The following is an 18,301-nucleotide window of genomic DNA, read 5'->3' as shown; positions in this document are numbered from 1 at the left end:
CGCAAGGTGACGGAAGCCGCTCTGTGACCGATCTACTGTTACCTGGGTCATAGCCATTGATGTCTGTGGCCGATGCGCGGGCGCCCGCAGCCCGCCACCGATGAGGTTCAAGGAGGAGGCTCATATGACGAGCTCGCTACCCCGTCGCCGATTCATCCAGGGCTCCGCCCTGGCGGCTGCCGGCGTCGCCGTCGCGGCCTGCGGCAAAGGAGCCGGCGCCAGCACTGAGATCACCGGGAACGGGCCGATCACCTGGGTCCAGGGCAAGGACAACTCCGGGGGGATGGTCAAGAAGCGGATCGACCAGTGGAACGCTGAGAACCCGGGTGAGGAGGTCACCCTCATCGAACTCTCCTCCGAGGCGGACCAGCAGCGCCAGTCCATGATCAACAACGCCCAGACGAAGTCCGACGCCTACGACGTCATCTCCGTGGACCTCGTGTGGATCGCCGAGTTCGCCGCCCACCGCTGGATCATCGAGCTGCCTCAGGAGCGGCTCGCCAGCCCCGATGTCATCGAGTCGGTGTGGGACACCGGGATCTACCGGGACAAGCTCTTCGCGATGCCCTTCGCCACCGACTCCTCGATGATGTACTACCGCAAGGACTTCCTCGCCGAGGCCGGGATCCAGGAGCCTCCCAAGGACTGGGAGGGGATCAAGGGGGCGATCGACGCCGTGCGCGCGCTGCCCGGGCACTCGTCCATCGGGGGCTTCGGCGGCCAGTACGCCAAGTACGAGGGCCTGACCTGCTGCGCATCGGAGTTCATCAACACCGCCGGGGGCTCCTTCTACGACGACCAGGGGGAGGTCGCGATCAACTCCCTCGAGGCCGTCGCCGGGCTCCAGAACCTCATGGACGCCTTCGCCGGCCGCTACATCCCCAAGGAGTCCCTGGAGTGGAAGGAGGAGGACGGCCGCAACGCCTTCGAGTCCGGCGATCTCCTCTTCTACCGGCAGTGGTCCTACCAGTACAAGAACGACATGGAGTCTCTGGGCGAGGACAAGTTCGCCGTCGCGCCCCTGCCGATGATCGACGGCAAGAAGTTCGTGCCGACCCTCGGCGGCCACAACTGCGCGATCTCCGCCTACTCGAGGAACAAGGCCACCGCGCTGAGATTCATCCAGTGGTTCACCTCCCTGGACTCCGAGCGCTACGCGCTGGAGACCCAGACGCTGGCGCCAATCGTCGGTTCCCTCTATGAGGACCCCGCGCAACTGGAGTCCTTCCCCTTCCTGCCCACGCTCAGGGAGTCCCTCGACTCCGCCAGAAGCCGCCCCAAGGCCGTCTACTACGGCGATGTCACCGCCGCCATCCAGGACGCCCTCTACCCGGCGATCACTGGGGCCACCACCGCGCAGGCCGCGATCTCCGGTTTGGAGGCGACGCTCAAGAGCCTGGCCTGAGCGCCCGGCGGCGATCCACTAGTCGTACCAAGTCCTCAGAAGGAAACGAGAAGAGCCTATGAGCACGGACATGCGGGCGGCGCTCAAGCACCGCTCCCAGGCGAGCCGGGCGCAATCGCGCCTCGCCTGGCTCCTCATCACCCCGACGATCCTCGTCCTGGGCGTCGTCATCGTCATCCCCGTCATCCAATCCCTGTACCAGTCCTTCTTCGCCCCGCCCGAGCTGAACAAGTCGACGGGCTTCTTCGACGAGGCCGAGCGCTTCGTCGGGTTCGAGAACTACACCAGGATCTTCTCCGGCTCCGGGGACCGATTCTGGAACGCGGTCTACAACACCACCCTGTTCGGGGTCGTCACCGTCGTCCTGGAGACCCTCCTGGGCGTCGCCATGGCGATCATCATGCACAGGGCCATGAGGGGACGCGGCATCGTGCGCGCCGCGATCCTCGTGCCCTGGGCCATCCCGACCGCCGTGTCCTCCATCCTGTGGGCCTGGATCTTCAACCAGAACGGCGTGGCCAACGCCGTCCTCGGCCACCACATCATGTGGGCGTCCGGCGACCTGACCGCGAAGATGGCCATCATCATCACCGACGTGTGGAAGACCGCCCCCTACATCGGGCTGCTCACACTCGCCGGCCTCCAGGTCATCCCCGACGAGGTCTACGAGGCCGCCAAGATCGACGGCGCCACCACCTGGCAGCGCTTCACCCGCATCACACTGCCACTGGTCAAGCCCGCCCTGGCCGTGGCCGTCCTCTTCCGTGCGCTGGACGCCCTGAGGATGTTCGACCTCCCCTACATTCTCATCGGGCCGCGCAAGGCGAGCGTGGAGACCATCTCGATGCTCGTCCAGGACGAGGCCTCCAACCTGCGCTACGGCTCGGGGGCGGTGTACGCGCTCTTCCTGTTCCTCTACGTCTTCGTCTTCGCCCTCGCCTTCACCAGGATCACCCACGCCGACCTGGGCACGGGGCCGGAGAAGAGACGCAGGAGGAAGAGGAGCGATGGGAGGCTCCCGGCCTCGGCCTTCCTGCCCAAGCGCCCCGCATCCGCCTCGGCCGACAGGAGTGACTCATGAGCGCCTCAGCAACACCGACGCACGCGATCGAGCGGCCGAGCAAGAAGCACTCCTGGGGCGAGATCGCCTCTACCTTCGGCATCGTCCTCATCGTCATCTACTGCCTGGCGCCCTTCTACTGGATGCTCGTCTCCTCCCTGCGCCCGGACACCGAGGTCTTCGACAACTCCTGGTGGCCCGCCCACCCCTCCCTGGAGAACTACGAATCGGTCTTCTCCTCGGGGAACTACTTCGGGCAGGGCCTGCTCAACTCGCTTATCGTGTCCGTCGTCGTCACGATCGTCGCGCTGGCCGTGGCCACGTTCACGTCCTACGCCCTGGCCCGCCTGGACTTCCGGGGCAAGGGGGTGCTCCTCATCGTCGTGCTGGCGACCTCCATGTTCCCCCTCGTGGCGATCATGGTGCCGCTGCTGAAGAACTTCACCGACTGGGGCTGGATCAACACCTACCAGGCGATGATCGTCCCCGACCTGTCCTTCTCACTGCCCCTGGCGGTGTGGAACCTGACGAGCTTCTTCCGCCAGATGCCGATCGAACTCGAGCAGTCCGCCATGGTGGACGGCTGCACCCCCGGCCAGGCCTTCCGCAAGGTCATCCTGCCGATCGCGGCCCCGGGCATCTTCACCACCGCGATCATCATCTTCATCGGCGCGTGGAACGAGTTCCTCGTGGCCGTCACGATGATCAACAAGCCGACCATGCAGCCCGCCACGGTACTGCTGTCCAAGTTCACCGGTGACTCGCAGTTCAACACGCCCTTCGGCTCCCAGATGGCCGCCGGGGTCATCATGACGATCCCGCTGATCATCATGGTGCTGCTCTTCCAGCGCCGCATCGTCGCCGGCCTGGCCGCGGGCGGCCTCAAGCAGTGAGCGAGCGGCCCCGGCCAGGACGGCGCCCGGCCCGCCCGCCGGGGGAGGCGGGCCGGACGGCCATCTAGGGCCACCGCTCGCGCCCCGGGTCCGGCGGCTCTCGACGGCGCCGCCCCGCGGCGCTGCCGGGGTCCTCAGTGGCGCGGTGCGAAAGTGGAGTCGTCGAGGGAGCGGATGATGCGCGCGGGATTGCCCACCGCCAGTGAGTAGGGCGGAAGGTCCCTGGTGACGACGGCTCCGGCCCCCACCACGCAGCCCTCGCCGATCGTCACGCCCGGGCAGACGATGACGCCGCCGCCCAGCCACGTGTTGTCCCCGATGGTGATTGGGTCGGCCGACTCCAGGCCCGCCCTGCGGGCCGTCGGCTCCAAGGGGTGGATCGGGGTGAGCAGTTGGACGCCCGGGCCGATCTGGCAATGCGCGCCGATGCGGATCTCGGCGACGTCGAGGGCCACGAGCCCGTAGTTCACGAAGGTCCCCTCGCCGACCGTGATCCGATCGCCGTAGTCCACGCGCACCGGCGGCAGCAGCTTGCAGCCGGGGCCCAGGTGCGGGATCGCCGCGCGCAGGTGCTCCTCGGCCCCCGGCTCGCCGAGGTTGAAGGCCTCCTCGTAGAGGTGGAGGGCGCGGCGCGCGGCCGCGGAGATGCGGGAGTTCTCCGGATCATCGGCCACGTACCAGTCCCCGGCGATCATGCGCTCGCGGTTGGAGCGCTCGTCCCCGGCGAAGAAGGGTGCGGCCTCGGGGAAGCGCTCGGAAGCGCCGGCTTGGTCGGGGGCGCCGTTCGGCGTGGTGCTCTGAGTGCCCGGCATGGGTCTAAGCCTAGCGAGCGGCGGCCCGATCCCGCATGGGACCAAGCCGCCGCCCCTGGGGCGGGAAGGCGCTACTGCTTCCAGGTGAGCACCACTCGGCGGTTGGCGGCCTTGCCTTCCTCGGAGACCGAGCCGTCCTCCTTGGTCTCGGAGGCCACTGGCTCCGTCTCGCCCTTGCCGGACGCCGTCACCTTGAGTCCCGGGGACTTCGAGATGAGGTAGTCGGCCACCGCCCGGGCGCGCTTCTCCGACAGCGCCTGGTTGTACGCGTCGTCGGCCACGGAGTCCGTGTGCCCCACCACGGTCACCTCTGCCGGGGCCGTGCCCGCCCAGCCGGTGACGATCGAGTCGAGGACCTGGGTGGCGCGCGTGGTGAGCGTCGCGGAGTCGACGTCGAAGGTGACGTCGTTGGACAGCGTCGCCGTCGTCGTATTGCCGACCTTGCTCGTGCTCACCGCGCCATCAGCGCTGGCCACCGGGGCGATGATGTCCAGCACCGGCAGGGCGAGGTCGAGCACCGGGGCGGCGATGTGCGTGACGGTCGATGCGGTCTCCGGGGGCGCCGCCTGGGTGAGCGAGGGCAGGGTCGAGGCCTTGGGCGAGTACCTCGAGGAGTCGTCGGCCCTCGGGGTGGGGGTGGCCGCGCTCGCGGCGCCCCCGAGCGCCAGTGCCCCCGCGAGGGCGACGGCGCAGGCCGCCGCGCGCAGTGATGCCCGACGGGCCGGGGCGCTCATCGCGTTACCTTCACGTTGCTGAAGGTCCCGGCTCCCGGGATCGACACGTCCACCGTGCTCACGCCCTCGGGGAGAGCCGCGAAGGAGGTCTGGAAGACCAGCGTCCGCCCCTCGCTGACGAATGCCGGGCTGAGATTCCCCGAGCACAGGCAGCCCCCGGAGGTGTCATAGGCGGTGCGGTAAACCTTCTGATTCGTGGTGTCGGTGATGTAGACCCCATCGGTGTTATCGCTCTTCCCCCAGTTCTCGGACTTGTGGCCGGCGGAGTCGATGGGGTATTTCCTCTCGCCGTCGGAGAAGAAATCAGAGACCTGCCAGCGGCTGCTCCCGCCCTTGCCGTTGTTCGTCGCGGAGAAGACCACGGTGGTGACGGAGCCACTGACGGTCACGGCATTGAGGGTGACGGTCAGCGGAGTGCCCTGGTCCGAGGTGGCGCGCGTGTCAAGCGAGGGCAGCTCGGTGGAGACGTCGATGGGCTTTTTCGCGCCGACGTTCGCCGCGGTGAGATCGAGGAGCTGGGCGACGGCCGGGTCCACGGGCTGCGCCTGGGCGGCGGTATCGGAGACGACGTCTTCCTTGCCGCCGATGCCGCAGGCCCCCAGGCCAGCAGCGGCGAGCGCGGTGACGAGGACGACGCCGACGAGGGCGCGGCGGTGCCGCCCGGCAGCGGGACGGGACCCGGCCGCCGGGTCGCTGCCGAGCCTGGGCTGGTCGATGCGATTCATGGTTCCTCCTCGGGGGTGCGGCGCGCAGGGATTCTCAGCGGATCGTGCTTTCTTCCTGTCTTCGCTCCTGCGCTGATGCCTTGAGGCTAGGAGGGTGGGAGCGGGCCGGAAATGGGAAGGATGCTCCCGTTCCCCGGGCAGTGCCCAACTCCATGGGCACTGCCCATCCGCTCCCCGTGGAGCCGCCCGGTGGCCCCGTGATCGACTGCGAGCGGGGAGCGGCGCGACGCCCGTGCCGGCCCGCTCAGAGCTCGCCGGCGATGCGCGCGCGCAGGACGAGCACCGCCGCGCCGCGGGCCCACTGGGCGCGGTCGTGCTCGCGCACGACGACGTCCAGGGGCGCGGCGCCGGGGCGGCGCACCGCGGCGATCCCGAGCATGACCTGGTCCTCGAACAGGGAGGCGACGCCGGAGCGCTCGCCCGCGACGATGACCGTCTCGGGCAGGGTGAAGGCCGCGGTGATGCCGATGAAGCGGCCCAGGCGGAGCGCGAAGGAGGCGCACACGTCCATGGCGTCACCGTCGCCGTCCTCGGCCAGGGACAGGATGCGGGCGGCGCGCGCGCCCCGGTCGGGGCTCCGGTGGCGACCGGCCGCCAGGCGCTGGGACCAGGCGCGCTCGAGGGCGGCGTCGGTCAGGCAGGCCATGGCGGGCGAGGAGACCGGGGGGTGAGCGCCGTCGGGCACGGGCACCATGCCCGCCAGGCCGAGCTGGGCGTCGGGCGAGGAGATGACCGAGCCGCCCACGACGAGCCCGTGGCCGATGCCGGCGCCCACGGTCACGAGGCTGAAGCGCTCGTGCTCGCGCCCGGCGCCGAACCACAACTCCTGCTCCGTCATCGCGGCCAGGTCGTTGCCGACGAGCGTGGGGATCCCGGTGGCGGCCTCCACCGCCTCGGCCAGGCGCACGCCGTGCCAGCCGAGGAAGACTGCCTCGTCGACGGTGCGCCCGTCACGGCTCGAGCCGCCCAGCGTCAGGCCCAGCCCCGTCACGGGCGCCCCGTCCTGGGCGAGGCGCGAGCGCAGGTCGCCGACGGCTCGCGCCAGCAGGGCCACGACAGCCTCGGGGGCGTGGTCAGTGACCTCGAGCCGGGTGGAGGCCAGCACCGTCAGCCTGAGGTCGGTGAGCACGGCGGTGAGGTGGCGGCCGGACAGGGTGACGCCCACGAGTCGCTCGGCGCCGGCGTCGACCTCGAGGTGCGACTGCGGACGGCCGGTGGCGCTGACCTGCTCGGCCGTGGCCAGCAGCGTGCCGGACTCCAGCATGGGGGAGGTCAGGCGCGTGATCGACCCCGCGGAGATCCCGACGCGCCCCATGAGGCTGGCGCGCGACATGCGCCCGTGGCGCAGGAGCTCGAGCGCGATGCGCCGCTGCGTGACGCTCAGGCCCGACCACGCGCCGGGGGCGGTGGGCACGGCGGCGCGGGCCCCTGTGGGCGCGCCGGGGGCGGCGCCTGCGGGCGGAGGGTGCGCGCGGTCGCGGGGGGTCACGGCCCCATCCTGCCCCATGCGGCCGCCAGGCGCCGGGGCTTGCGCCCACGTTTATTCCAGAGCAAAATAATCACGGATGCGTCACGGCCCCCGGCCACGCATCCGGCACCCACTCCTCAGCAATGACGCACGGAAGGTCCCTCCATGACAGCACTGAGCAGACGCTCCTTCCTCGCCACCGCGGCGGGGGCGGCGGCGCTCACGGCAGCGGGCGGCGCGCTCGCGGGCTGCTCGTCCGGCGACGACGGCAAAGTCCACCTCGAGCTCTTCCAGTTCAAGAGCGAGGCGATCGCCCTCTTCGACACGATCTGCGCCGACTTCAACGCCGCCAACCCCGACGTCGTCGTCACCCAGAACTTCCAGGCCGACAACATCACCGCCCTGCGCGCGCGACTGGTCAAGGGCTCAGTCCCCGACCTCATCACCATCAACGGCGACTACGCCTACGGCGCGCTCGCCCGCACCGGCATCTTCGCCGACTTCACCGACTCCGGCCTGCTCGACGGCGTCAACCCCACGATGGCCGGCATCCTCAACACCCTGGGCACCGGCGCCGAGGGCCAGACCAACGGCCTCGCCTTCGCCGACAACGGCTCCGGCATCATCTACAACAAGGACGTCTTCGAGTCCGCCGGCGTCGAGCCACCCACCACGTGGGCCGAGCTCATCGAGGTCTGCCAGGCGCTCCAGGCGCAGGGCATCAACCCCTTCTACTGGGCCACCAAGGACAACTGGACGGGGGCGCCCGCCTTCTCCTCCCTGTCCGGCTCCTTCCTCACCGACGGCGTCGCCGCCTGGTACGGCAGGCGCCGCGTCATCGACGGACGCACGTCCTTTCGCGAGCTGAGCCCCGTCTTCGAGAAGATGCTCCAGGCCTACCAGTACGGCAACGACGACAAGGCCGCCCTGGGCTACAACGACGGCAACCAGGGCTTCGCCCAGGGCAAGGGCGCCATGTACTGGCACGGCACCTACGCCATCCCCGCGATCCGCTCCTACAACCCGGACATCAACCTCGGCACCTTCGCCACCCCCGCCGACGACAAGGCCGACACCAAGGTCGTCTCCGGCGTCGACGTCGCCTTCACCATGGGCAAGGACCCCGCCCACCCCGAGGAGAGCCAGCGCTTCCTGAAGCACATCATGAGCGAGGCCAACATGTCCGCCTACTGCGCCCAGCAGACCGCCTACCCCACGCTCACCACCCTCAGGGCCGACGACCCCGCGCTTGAGGGCCTCCAGCCCTACGTCGACGACGAGCGCCTGGCCACCTACTCCGACCACAACTTCCCGCAGGCGATCACGCTTAACGCCTACCTCCAGCAGTACCTCTTCAACGGCGACCTCGAGGCCCTCATCCAGACCCTCGACACCCAGTGGGACAAGGTCGTCACGCGCATCAACGAGACATCCTGAGGCGGAACCATGACAGCACGTACCACCCAGGCCGCACCCGCCCAGGACGCCGGCGCCCAGCCCCGGCCGAGCAACCGGCCCAAGCCGATCGAGCCCGCCTTCGTGTGGATGATCGTGCCCGCGGCGCTCATCTTCACCGTCCTGCTCACGATCCCCCTGCTCACCGGCGTCTTCTACACCTTCACGAACTTCCAGGGCTACGGCGACTGGCGCTTCGTCGGCCTGACGAACTACACGAACCTCCTGCGCGACGACATCATCTGGGGCTCCTACCTCTTCACCTTCAAGTACGCGATCGTCGCCTCGGTGCTCACCAACGTCATCGCGTTGGGCCTGGCCCTCCTGCTCAACACGCGGCTCAAGGCCCAGAGCCTGTGGCGCGGCGTGTTCTTCGTGCCCTACATCCTGCCGGTCCTCGTCGTGTCCTACATCTTCAGCTACCTGCTGACCAACAACCTGCCCCAGGTCGGCCAGGCGCTGGGCTGGCAGTGGCTGAGCACCTCCCTGCTGGCCAACGAGGACCTCGCCTGGCTCGCCATCGTCGTCGTCGGCGTGTGGCAGTCAGTCGCCTACACGACGATCATCTACCTCGCCGGGCTCCAGACCGTGCCGGAGGAGATCTACGAGGCCTCCGCCCTCGACGGCGCCGGACCCGTGCGCCGCTTGTGGTCGATGACGCTGCCGCTCATCATCCCCTACCTCGGCATCAACATGGTCCTGTCCTTCAAGGGTTTCCTCGGGGTCTTCGACCAGATCGTCGCCCTCACCGGCGGCGGCCCCGGCACCGCGACCCAGTCCATCTCCTACCTCATCTTCAAGAACGGCTTCCAGGGCGGCGAGTACGCCTACCAGACGGCGAACGGCATCATCTACTTCCTCATCGTGGTGATCCTGTCCTTCGCCCAGCTGCGTGTGACGCAGAGCCAGGAAAGGGTCTGATCCGCCATGACGACTACCTCCTCCGCCCGACCGGCCACCACTCACGTCGGCGCCGACCCGGCCGCTGCCTACAAGGTCCGCCGCCGCAGCCGCGCCGCCTTCGGGGGCACCAACTGGTGGACGACGCTGCTCGTCGTCGTCCTCAGCCTCACGATCCTCGTCCCCCTGTACTTCACTATCATCACGGCCTTCAAGACCCCGGCCGAGCTCGCCGCCTCCGGCTGGGCGCTGCCCGAGCACTGGCGCATCGACAACTTCGCCCAGGCCTGGGAGATGACCTCCTACCCCCGGCGCGTGCTCACCTCCACGATCATCACCCTGGGTGCCACGGTCCTCACCATCGTGTCGAACTCGATGGTTGCCTACGCGCTGGGGCGCAACATGCACCGGCGCTGGGTGAGGTGGATGTACTACTACGTCGTGGCGGCCCTGTTCGTGCCCTTCCCCATCATCATGCTGCCGGTGGTGCGGGAGACCGCCATGCTGCACCTGGACAACGAGGCCGGCCTCATCCTGCTGTACGTCGTCTACGGCCTGGCCTTCAACATCCTCATGTACACCTCCTTCATCAAGGCGATCCCTGAGGAGTTGGAGGAGGCCGCCGCGATCGACGGCGCCTCGCGCTGGGGCATCTTCTGGCGGATTATCTTCCCGCTGCTGTCCCCGATGAACGCCACGGTCGGCATCCTCACCTGCCTGTGGGCGTGGAACGACTTCCTCCTGCCGCTGGTCATCCTCACCGACCAGTCCAAGGCGACGCTGCCCCTGGCCCAGTACGTCTTCCAGGGCCAGTTCAACACGAACTACCCGGTGTCCTTCGCCTCCTACCTCATGGCGATCGCCCCCATGTTCGTCGTCTACGTCCTCGCCCAGCGCTGGGTCATCTCCGGCGTCATGCGCGGCGCGCAGAAGTGAGCGCGCACCCGCGCTGACGTGCCCCCGCGCGCCAGGGGGCCTCGTGCCCTGTGGCGCGCAGGGGCACCGCCCCATCGGCCGCGGCGTACGCTCCTGCCACCGGCACCCGCGTGCGCCGCGGCCCGCTCCCGCCCGATCACCACCGGCTCGGCGCCCACCGCGACACCGACGTCGAGCGCCCCGGACCACCTCGAGGAGACCCATGAGCCACCCCGCCCTCATCCCCAGCCCCCGTCACGTCGGGCAGGAGCCCGACTGGTGGCGCCACGCCGTCGTCTACCAGGTCTACCCCCGGTCCTTCCAGGACACCAATGGCGACGGCGTCGGGGACATCCCCGGAATCATCGAGCGCCTGGACTACCTCGACGCCCTGGGCGTCGACGCCGTCTGGCTCAGCCCCGTCTACCGCTCCCCGCAGGACGACAACGGCTACGACATCTCCGACTACCGCGACATCGACCCGGCCTTCGGCACCCTGGCCGACCTCGACGCGCTTATCGCCGGCCTGCACTCCCGGGGGATGAGGCTCGTCATGGACCTCGTCGTCAACCACACGAGCGACGAGCACCCCTGGTTCGTCGACTCCCGCAGCGCAGTCGGCTCCGCCAAGCGCGACTGGTACATCTGGCGGCCGCCCCGCCAGGTGTCGGGCCTGGAGCCCGGCCAACCCGGCACTGAGCCCACCAACTGGGGGTCCTTCTTCTCGGGGCCCGCCTGGGAGTGGGACGAGACGACCGGGGAGTTCTACCTGCACCTGTTCTCGCGCAAGCAGCCGGACCTCAATTGGGAGAACCCCGAGGTGCGCCGCGCCGTCCACGACATGATGACCTGGTGGCTCGACCGCGGCGTCGATGGTTTCCGGATGGACGTGATCAACCTCGTCTCCAAGACCTACCCGCTGGTCGATGGGGCCCAGGGGCCGGGCGACCTGTTCGGGGACGGATTCCACGCCGTCGCCAATGGGCCGAGGATCCACGAGTTCCTCGCCGAGATGAACCGCGAGGTCCTCGCCCCGCGCCCCGGCCACATCATCACCGTGGGGGAGGCCCCCGGGGTGCGCCTGTCCGACGGGCCCTTGTACACGGCCCCCGATCGGGGAGAGCTCGACATGGTGTTCCAGTTCGAGCACGTGGGGCTCGCCGACGGCCCCGGCGGGAAGTTCGACCCCGTCCCCGTGGACCATGTGGCACTCAAGGCCAACCTCGCCTCCTGGCAGGACGCCCTCGCCCCGAAGGCCGACCCGGATGGCGCGCTGACCGAGCGCGGTTGGAACTCGAACTACTGGGACAACCACGACCAGCCCCGCGCCGTCTCCCGCTTCGGGGACGACGATCCCGGCCTGCGGGCGATGAGCGCCAAGACCCTGGCCTCCATCCTGCACATGCACCGCGGCACGCCCTACATCTATCAGGGCGAGGAGTTGGGCATGACGAACACCGTCTTCCCGGACATCTCCTCCTTCCGGGACCTGGAGTCCCTCAACCACTACCGGGAGCGCGTCGCCGCGGGGGACGACCCCGGCGCCGTCGTTGACAGCCTGCGCGCGAACTCCCGCGACAACGCCCGCACGCCCGTGCAGTGGGAGCCGGGCCCCGGCGCCGGGTTCACCACGGGGACGCCGTGGATCCCCGTCGCCCCCAACGCCGACGAGGTCAACGCCGCCAGCCAGGTTGGGGTCCCGGGCAGCGTCTTCGAGCACTACCGGGCGCTCATCTCCCTGCGGCACGCCGAGCCTGCGATGGCGCTGGGCGCCTTCCGGCTCCTCGACGCCGCCAGCCCCGACACCTGGATCATCCTGCGCTCATGGAAGGGCGCCGACGGCGCCGCGCGCCAGCTCCTCCTCCTAGCCGCCTACGGGAGCGCGCCCCTGGACCTGACCGAGGGCGGCACCCTGCGGGCGCGGCTCGCGGCGGAGGGCCTTGACCTGGGGGAGTGGGCCGACGCCGAGCGCGCGCTGACCGCCTCCCTGCCCGCGGATCAGGCCGGCGTCCTGGGCCGGGGGGCCCCCGACCGCCTGGAGGCGTGGGACTCCCTCATCCTGCGCCGCGCCCTCTGATGCGGTGCTGCCCACGTAGCATGAGGGCATGAAGACAGCGCGTCTGACCGGACTGCGACTCACCTGCTTCAAGTCCTTCCGGGACGCTGTCGTGCCCCTGGATGGCATGACTGTGCTGACCGGGCGGAACTCCAGCGGCAAGTCGAACGTCCTCGACGCGCTGGACGTCCTGTCGCGCCTGGCCACGCCGGAGCGCCTGCGAGACAGCCTCGATGGCCACCGCCGCGAGGGCGGGCCAGTGCGAGGCGGGGCGAAAGGCCTGGCGCCGCATGGTGAGAGCTCGTTCGCCCTCGGGTGCACGGTTCGCGTGAGCGGGGCGGACGGCGCCGTCGACTACCTCTACGATGTCGAGGTCGAGGTGGGAGAAGAGCCAGGGGTTGTGGCTGAGACGCTCAAGCTCCGGGGCGACGACCAGCAGGATCCAACCCCGTTGCTCACAGCCCTCTCCGGCGATGACGAGGAGGAGTTAACGGTCGCGATTGGGCCTTTGCCGGCTTTCAAGATCCCGAGGTCCTTTACCGCGCTGTCTTTCTTCCCAGGCGGTATCGCGACCATTTCTCATGATCCTCGCAGCGCTGAGGCCGCTGGCATCGTTCTTCGGACGCTGCGGAACGCGGTGATCCTGAACGCGGATGTGACCAGCATGAAGGACTATGTCTTGCGGGGTCGCAGGGAGATCGAGCCGGCCCTCGTGTGTCTCATGAGATCTGAGCGCCCATCGCTGTTCAGCAGGCTTGAGGCGCTTGCCCGGGAAGTTGCGGGCTGTCCTATCGAGGCGCTTGACTTCATCACCGCGAATGACGGTCGCGAGGTCATGCTCGCGCTCAGGGAGTCGGGGGCCGCTCGTACAGGTGCCAGGTCGATGAGCGATGGGCTCCTGAGGTTCCTCGCCATCGCCACCGCGCTCCTTCTCGTCCCGCAGAGCGCTCAGGAAGAGCCTGACGACGGGCGGACCTCCGCGGCCCGCGTCGTTGCCATCGAGGAGATCGAGAACGGCCTGCACCCCTCTCACGCGGCCCGTTTGCTCGAGCTCGTCGAGGGAGCGGGCGCGCAGGCGGGGATCTCCATCATCATCACCACCCACTCGCCTGCCCTCCTCGACGCTATTGGGGGAAGCCGTGCCGAGGATGTGCTCGTCTGTCATGACGGACAGGTGACACGACTACCCGACCTTCCCGGCTACGACCGCGCCATGGCGCGGGGGACTCTCGGGCGCGTGGTGTCCCAGGGGCTGCTCACCGGTCCTTCCGAGGATGACGGGGGCGACTACTCGGACTTCTTGCGACTCGTCGGAGCCATGTGATGGGGCCGAGAATCTGGTTCATTGACACATCTGTCCTGGACCACATCCTCCAGGTGCCGGACTACTCGAAGAAGGGGGGGCGCGGGACGATGTCCTTGAAACCCTCAGGGCGCGGACCGAGGATGGGCACCTCTTCCTTCCGCCCATCACTGCGGTCGTCGAGACGGGTAATCACATCTGCCAGGCCAAAGGCGACCGGCGAGAGGCCGCACAACGATTCGCGGACGTCCTCAAGATGGTTGTCGAGGGGAGGAGTCCATGGGTGCTAGACGAGGCCCAGTGGGACGGCACCTTCCTCCGGGCCTTCCTGGAGGGCGGTGGAACAGGGATGTCATGGATTGACCTCGCGGCGAGCAAAACCATGGGAGGTGGTGATCTCAGCATCCTCGTGGAGCGACAGCAGTACTGCGAGCGGAACGGTAAGTCTGTCTGCGACGTCGGTATTTGGACGTTGGACAAGGTGCTCGGCGCGTTCTCCTGAGCGCTGCCGCGCCTCTCGGGTGAGGGCTCTGCCCGTGTCCGGATGAGTGATCCCGCGGGGAGCGGCCCGGCCCTCGGCCCCGGGCGGCTCAGGAGGCGTGCGGCCGCGTGATCCGGCAGGCGGCCCAGCACGCCACGAGGAGCGGCGGGAGGATCCAGATCGGTCCCTGGGTGACCTCCCAGACGAACACCGCCCCGAAGACGGGCGCGCGCTGCGTGACCGCGAGGGCCACCCCCGCGCCCATGAGGGCCGCCGCGGGGATGCTCGGGGACATCCCCGCCAGGCTCAGCCCGACGGCGATGGCGGCCCCGCCGCTGGCCCCCAGGGCGAAGGACGGCGCCAGCAGCCCGCCGGTGGCGCCGGCCCCGAGCGTCGCCCCGGTGAGGAGCGGCTTGAGGACGACGACGCCGAGCAATGCCGCGAGCGCGCCCGCCGCGGCGGGCGAGTCGAGCGCTCCCTGGAAGGCGTCGCGGCCATTGCCGGGCAGCTCTGGCAGCAACAGGGAGGCCGCGCCCGTGGCCAGGCCGGCGCCGCCGATCGCCAGGGGCAGGCTCCAGGAATCCGGCAGCCGGCGCGCCTTGCACCACGCCCAGGTGCGCGCCGCCAGCCATCCGAGGAGCGCCGCGACCGGGGCCGCCAGCAGGCAGGCCAGGAGGGTCTGCGCGGTGAGCGGGGCGGCGGGCATCACCAGGCTCGCCCGGCCGCCCGAGCCCCACCAGGAGACCACCGTTGCCAGAGCGCTCAGCGGCACCGCGAGGAGCGCACCGCGCCGCCGCATCCCGGTCAGCATGACGATCTCGACGGCATAGGCCGCCCCGCCCAGCGGCGCGTTGTACATGGCCGCCAGGCCCGCCCCGGCGGCGGAGGCGACAAGAAGCCGGGCCCAGGAACGATCGAGACCCAGCTTGCGGCCGACCACGACGGCGACAGCCCCCGCAGCCAGCCGCGGGGCCCCCTCGCGCCCCACCGAGTTTCCCGCGCCGACGGTGAGGACCTGAAGGACGGCGTCGCCGAAGGGGCGCAGCACCCCCATGCGGCGAGAGGGCGAGTCGGGGCCGGGGGCGCCGGAGTCGGCGACCACTCGCTCCACGCTCACCACCCCGCCGGTGGAGCGCTCCCACCACCACAGGGCGCCCGCGAGGGCGCCTCCCAGGGCCGGCGCCGCGATACGGCGCCACGCGGGCGCGGCCGCCACTCGTTCCGGCAGCGAGCCCTCCTCGACTCCGTAGAACAGCCACTCGAAGCCCTCGAGGAGGTAGGCCATGGCGATGCCGATGAGGCCCGCCGCCACGCCCGACAGCACCAGTGCGCAGAGGAGCCTGGCGGCCGCCGGCAGGGCGGGTCGGCGCGCGGGCTCAAGGGGAGGAGTACAGGCAGGGACCATCGCACCGAGGATAGTTCCCGCCAGCGCCAGGCCCGCGCCCGGGTCGGCGCGGGCCGGTGGTCGACGTCCCTCAGTCCTCGGCGGTGGCCGCGGCGTCCACGGCCTCGCCGAAGTCGGGGACGTCGGCCATGGACAGCGGACCCAGGTCCGAGGAGACGAGATCCAGGGCCGGGCGCATCCCCAGCCACCACTGATGGAGGGGCCGGCGGTTGGCCATGTCCACCTCCTCCTCCATGCGCTCCAGGCGGTGGTGGGTGATGCGCCCACCGGTCAGGCCCACGTAACTGGAGTGGTCCGTACCCCTCTGGAGCTGATCGGCGAGCAGGTCCAGGGCGTGCGCGACGAGCTTGGTGGCCATGAGGCGGTCGAAAGCCGTCGGGTCCCCGCCCTGCTGGAGGTGCCCGATCACGGCCTTGCGCACGTCGTACAGGCCCACGCCCTCGGCGGCGAAGATCTTGGCCAGCACATCCGTGGTGTAGCACTCGCTGGCCCGCTCGTTGCGGATGAGCAGGTGGAGTTTCCGGCCGTTCTCGAAGGCCTCGACCATCCGCCTGGAGTCCTCCGCCAGGCGCGCCAGCCCGATGCCGTCCTCGTGGAGGTAGACGCCCTCGGCGCCCGTGGCCAGGCCGCTCATGAAGGACAGGTACCCGCACTTGCGGCCCATCACCTCCGCCACGAAGCAGCGGTGCGATGCCGCCGCCGATTGCTTGATCGAGTCCAGGGCGCTGATCGTCGCGTTGAGCGCCGTGTCCGTGCCGATCGACAGCTCGGAACCGGGCAGGTTGTTGTCGATCGACGCCGGGACGCACAGGATGGGGATCTGGAAGGCGGGGTAGCGGACCTTCTCCATGACCAGGCGGTGCGCGGCCAGGTAGGCGTTGAATCCGCCGATGACGAGCAGGGCGTCGATCTCATGCTTCTCGATGGCCCGGCCCAGGGCGTAGAGCTGCTCGACCTCGGGGACCTCCCGGCGCGTGCCGAGCTCGGCCCCGCCGTCGCCGACCCAGCCCTCGACGTCGTCCCAGCTCAACTCGCGCACCTCGCCGTCGAGAAGGCCAGGGAAGCCGCCCGCCACGCCCAGCATGGTGAAGCCGTGGTCCAGGCCGAGCCGGACCGCGGCGCGGGCCGCCGTGTTCATGCCCGGGGCGAGCCCGCCGGCATGGATGATGGCCACCCTCCTGCTGGGGGCGGCCCCGGCGGCGGTGGGCCCGGGAGGAGTGGACATGGTCTCGAAGACCCGCAGCATCTCGCCGAAACTGCGCCCCCGGGCGGCCACGGCGCCCTCCCAGTCCCCGGCCGCCACCAGGTCCTTGACCGCGCGCGTGGCCTCGACCTGCTCCATCATCGGCACCGAGCGGATGCGGTTGTGCCGCTCGACGACGATCACCGGCACCGTCTCCGGGGAGGCCTGAAGGACCTCGCGCGCCGCCTGGCACCCCAGCAGGGTGGACATCCAACGGTCGTAGGCGCTGGGCTTGCCACCCCGCTGGACGTGCCCGAGGATCGTCACCCGGGCGTCCTCGCCGAGGCGCTCGGACAGGACCCGCTTGACGTCGTCGGCGGTGATCCGATTGCCGCAGCGGTCAGTGGCGCCCTCGGCGACGATGACCATGGACTCGCGCCGCCCGGCCCGTCGGCCCTTGGCGAGTTTGGCGCACATGTCCTCCTCCCAGCCCTCGGCCGGCGGGATCTCGGGGACGAGCACGTAGTCGCAGCCGCCGGCCACCGCCGCCATGAGCGCCAGGTAGCCGCAGTGGCGGCCCATGACCTCCACCACGAAGGTGCGCTGGTGGGAGGCGGCGGTGGAGGAGATGTCGTCGATGGCCTCCAAGATGCGGTGCAGGGCCGAGTCGGTGCCGATCGTCATATCCGCGCCGACGAGATCGTTGTCGATGGAGCCGACGATCCCCGCCACCATGAGCGCCGGATGCGCCTGGGCGACCTGGGTGGTGATGCGCCCGGTCTCGGCCAACTCAGCCACCAGGCTCGGCCAGTTCATCCGGAACTCATTGGTGCCGGTGAGTGAGCCGTCCCCACCGATGACGATGAGCCGGTCGATGCCGTGCTCCAGGAGATGGGCGGCGGCGTCGAGCTGCCCGGAGCGCTCGCGGAACTCCGCGGAGCGGGCGGTGCCGATGATCGTCCCGCCCCGGTGGAGGATCGCGCCCACGGAGTCCCACTCCAGGGGGCGGATGCCCTCGCCCCCGGCGACGGCCCCGGCCCATCCCTCCATGACGGCGTAGGGCTGGGCGCCCAGGCGCAGCAGCGTGCGCACGGCGGCCCGCACCGCCGCGTTCATGCCCTGGGCATCGCCGCCCGAGGTGAGCACCCCGACCCTGATCGGCTCCCCAGCGGGGCCGGTGGGCGCCGCGGCATCGGTCGTGTCGCGGACCACGGAGGTGACGGCGTCGATCACCGGCTCCTGGGAGGCGGTGGACGGCGGCTGCGGAGCGGTGTTGCCTGCGGCGGTCATGGGACTCCTTCTCATGCGGTCCGGCTGCGACCCGGTCCTGTCCGGCCCAGTCCGGTCAGCCCCTATTGTGTCCCGCCGGAGGGGCCTGCGTCACACCGATGACGCGGCGTCACCATCACCGGGGTGCGAGCCCGCCGGCCCTCCAAGACTCGCGCGCGATTCTCCACCGCGGCGCCCCACTCCGCGATACCCTCAGACCAGAGCCAAAGTGGGCCC

Annotated in this window: 15 protein-coding genes and 1 pseudogene; 10 read left to right on the top strand and 6 right to left on the bottom strand. The window is 70.0% G+C overall.

Translation table 11 applies throughout. From position 1 onward, the window contains the following. The first annotated feature begins 124 nt into the window (after positions 1–124). From GVV76_RS02870 to GVV76_RS02860, 3 genes are read left to right on the top strand one after another with little or no spacing between them, the layout of a single operon-like run. Positions 125–1,405 carry an ABC transporter substrate-binding protein gene (locus tag GVV76_RS02870; protein WP_159624858.1) on the top strand — a complete coding sequence of 427 codons (1,281 nt, stop codon included), beginning with the start codon at positions 125–127 and terminating at the stop codon, positions 1,403–1,405. A 58-nt stretch (positions 1,406–1,463) separates the two neighbouring features. Then, positions 1,464–2,486: a carbohydrate ABC transporter permease gene (locus tag GVV76_RS02865; protein ID WP_159624856.1), complete on the top strand. Its 1,023-nt coding sequence runs from the start codon at positions 1,464–1,466 to the stop codon at positions 2,484–2,486. Continuing rightward, positions 2,483–3,358, top strand: a complete 876-nt coding sequence (locus GVV76_RS02860) for a carbohydrate ABC transporter permease (protein WP_159624854.1) — start codon at positions 2,483–2,485, stop codon at positions 3,356–3,358. Before GVV76_RS02865 ends, GVV76_RS02860 begins: the two co-directional genes overlap by 4 nt. 134 nt (positions 3,359–3,492) lie before the next feature. Here the strand turns inward: GVV76_RS02860 and GVV76_RS02855 are convergent, their stop codons facing one another. The 4 genes from GVV76_RS02855 to GVV76_RS02840 all read right to left on the bottom strand — a co-directional run bounded on the left by GVV76_RS02855 (position 3,493) and on the right by GVV76_RS02840 (position 7,118). Further along, positions 3,493–4,170: a sugar O-acetyltransferase gene (locus GVV76_RS02855; protein WP_159624852.1), complete on the bottom strand. Its 678-nt coding sequence runs from the start codon at positions 4,168–4,170 to the stop codon at positions 3,493–3,495. Positions 4,171–4,241: 71 nt separating this feature from the next. Further along, complete coding sequence (locus tag GVV76_RS10325) at positions 4,242–4,904, bottom strand: OmpA family protein (RefSeq protein ID WP_159524155.1); 663 nt, start codon at positions 4,902–4,904, stop codon at positions 4,242–4,244. Continuing rightward, positions 4,901–5,629 (bottom strand): hypothetical protein, encoded by a 729-nt coding sequence (locus GVV76_RS02845; protein WP_159624850.1) that lies wholly within the window; start codon positions 5,627–5,629, stop codon positions 4,901–4,903. Before GVV76_RS02845 ends, GVV76_RS10325 begins: the two co-directional genes overlap by 4 nt. 244 nt (positions 5,630–5,873) lie before the next feature. Further along, positions 5,874–7,118, bottom strand: a complete 1,245-nt coding sequence (locus GVV76_RS02840) for an ROK family transcriptional regulator (protein ID WP_236263176.1) — start codon at positions 7,116–7,118, stop codon at positions 5,874–5,876. Positions 7,119–7,262: 144 nt separating this feature from the next. Here GVV76_RS02840 and GVV76_RS02835 point away from each other — a divergent pair, with 144 nt between their 5' ends. From GVV76_RS02835 to GVV76_RS02810, 7 genes and pseudogenes are all read left to right on the top strand, one after another. Further along, positions 7,263–8,534: an ABC transporter substrate-binding protein gene (locus tag GVV76_RS02835; protein WP_159624848.1), complete on the top strand. Its 1,272-nt coding sequence runs from the start codon at positions 7,263–7,265 to the stop codon at positions 8,532–8,534. Positions 8,535–8,543: 9 nt separating this feature from the next. After that, entirely contained in the window at positions 8,544–9,473 is a 930-nt protein-coding gene (locus tag GVV76_RS02830; RefSeq protein ID WP_236263174.1) for a carbohydrate ABC transporter permease, read from the top strand. 6 nt (positions 9,474–9,479) lie between these two features. Then, the gene (locus GVV76_RS02825) at positions 9,480–10,388 is read left to right on the top strand and encodes a carbohydrate ABC transporter permease (RefSeq protein ID WP_159524158.1); all 909 of its coding nucleotides are present in this window, start codon (positions 9,480–9,482) and stop codon (positions 10,386–10,388) included. 202 nt (positions 10,389–10,590) lie between these two features. Beyond that, complete coding sequence (locus tag GVV76_RS02820) at positions 10,591–12,444, top strand: alpha-glucosidase (protein WP_159624846.1); 1,854 nt, start codon at positions 10,591–10,593, stop codon at positions 12,442–12,444. A 28-nt stretch (positions 12,445–12,472) separates the two neighbouring features. Beyond that, positions 12,473–12,649, top strand: a pseudogene (locus GVV76_RS10685) (AAA family ATPase); the annotation flags it as partial. Between the two features lie 102 nt (positions 12,650–12,751). Next, positions 12,752–13,747, top strand: coding sequence for an AAA family ATPase (locus GVV76_RS02815; protein WP_236263172.1), 996 nt, complete (start codon positions 12,752–12,754; stop codon positions 13,745–13,747). A gap of 262 nt (positions 13,748–14,009) precedes the next feature. Next, a complete protein-coding gene (locus GVV76_RS02810; RefSeq protein ID WP_159624842.1) occupies positions 14,010–14,228 on the top strand; it encodes a hypothetical protein in 219 nt (72 codons plus the stop codon). Between the two features lie 88 nt (positions 14,229–14,316). Here GVV76_RS02810 and GVV76_RS02805 read toward each other — a convergent pair whose 3' ends face one another. Beyond that, entirely contained in the window at positions 14,317–15,612 is a 1,296-nt protein-coding gene (locus GVV76_RS02805; RefSeq protein WP_201292183.1) for a chloride channel protein, read from the bottom strand. 70 nt (positions 15,613–15,682) lie between these two features. Further along, on the bottom strand, positions 15,683–18,085 hold the full coding sequence (locus tag GVV76_RS02800; RefSeq protein WP_236263170.1) for a 6-phosphofructokinase: 2,403 nt from the start codon (positions 18,083–18,085) through the stop codon (positions 15,683–15,685). Between the last annotated feature and the right edge of the window lie 216 nt (positions 18,086–18,301).

This window comes from Actinomyces sp. zg296 (genome assembly GCF_009829695.1).
GTDB lineage: Bacteria > Actinomycetota > Actinomycetes > Actinomycetales > Actinomycetaceae > Actinomyces > Actinomyces marmotae.
This window is presented reverse-complemented; position numbering and strand designations above follow the sequence as displayed.

What these genes read in the sequence shown, in the direction of transcription:
- GVV76_RS02860 (WP_159624854.1), top strand. Translation starts at nt 2,483, where the DNA reads ATGAGCGCCTCAGCAACACCGACGCACGCGATCGAGCGGCCGAGCAAG.
- GVV76_RS02825 (WP_159524158.1), top strand. Translation starts at nt 9,480, where the DNA reads ATGACGACTACCTCCTCCGCCCGACCGGCCACCACTCACGTCGGCGCC.
- GVV76_RS02800 (WP_236263170.1), bottom strand. Translation starts at nt 18,085, where the DNA reads ATGACCGCCGCAGGCAACACCGCTCCGCAGCCGCCGTCCACCGCCTCC.
- GVV76_RS02830 (WP_236263174.1), top strand. Translation starts at nt 8,544, where the DNA reads ATGACAGCACGTACCACCCAGGCCGCACCCGCCCAGGACGCCGGCGCC.
- GVV76_RS02835 (WP_159624848.1), top strand. Translation starts at nt 7,263, where the DNA reads ATGACAGCACTGAGCAGACGCTCCTTCCTCGCCACCGCGGCGGGGGCG.
- GVV76_RS02845 (WP_159624850.1), bottom strand. Translation starts at nt 5,629, where the DNA reads ATGAATCGCATCGACCAGCCCAGGCTCGGCAGCGACCCGGCGGCCGGG.
- GVV76_RS10325 (WP_159524155.1), bottom strand. Translation starts at nt 4,904, where the DNA reads ATGAGCGCCCCGGCCCGTCGGGCATCACTGCGCGCGGCGGCCTGCGCC.
- GVV76_RS02870 (WP_159624858.1), top strand. Translation starts at nt 125, where the DNA reads ATGACGAGCTCGCTACCCCGTCGCCGATTCATCCAGGGCTCCGCCCTG.
- GVV76_RS02865 (WP_159624856.1), top strand. Translation starts at nt 1,464, where the DNA reads ATGAGCACGGACATGCGGGCGGCGCTCAAGCACCGCTCCCAGGCGAGC.
- GVV76_RS02820 (WP_159624846.1), top strand. Translation starts at nt 10,591, where the DNA reads ATGAGCCACCCCGCCCTCATCCCCAGCCCCCGTCACGTCGGGCAGGAG.
- GVV76_RS02805 (WP_201292183.1), bottom strand. Translation starts at nt 15,612, where the DNA reads ATGGTCCCTGCCTGTACTCCTCCCCTTGAGCCCGCGCGCCGACCCGCC.
- GVV76_RS02855 (WP_159624852.1), bottom strand. Translation starts at nt 4,170, where the DNA reads ATGCCGGGCACTCAGAGCACCACGCCGAACGGCGCCCCCGACCAAGCC.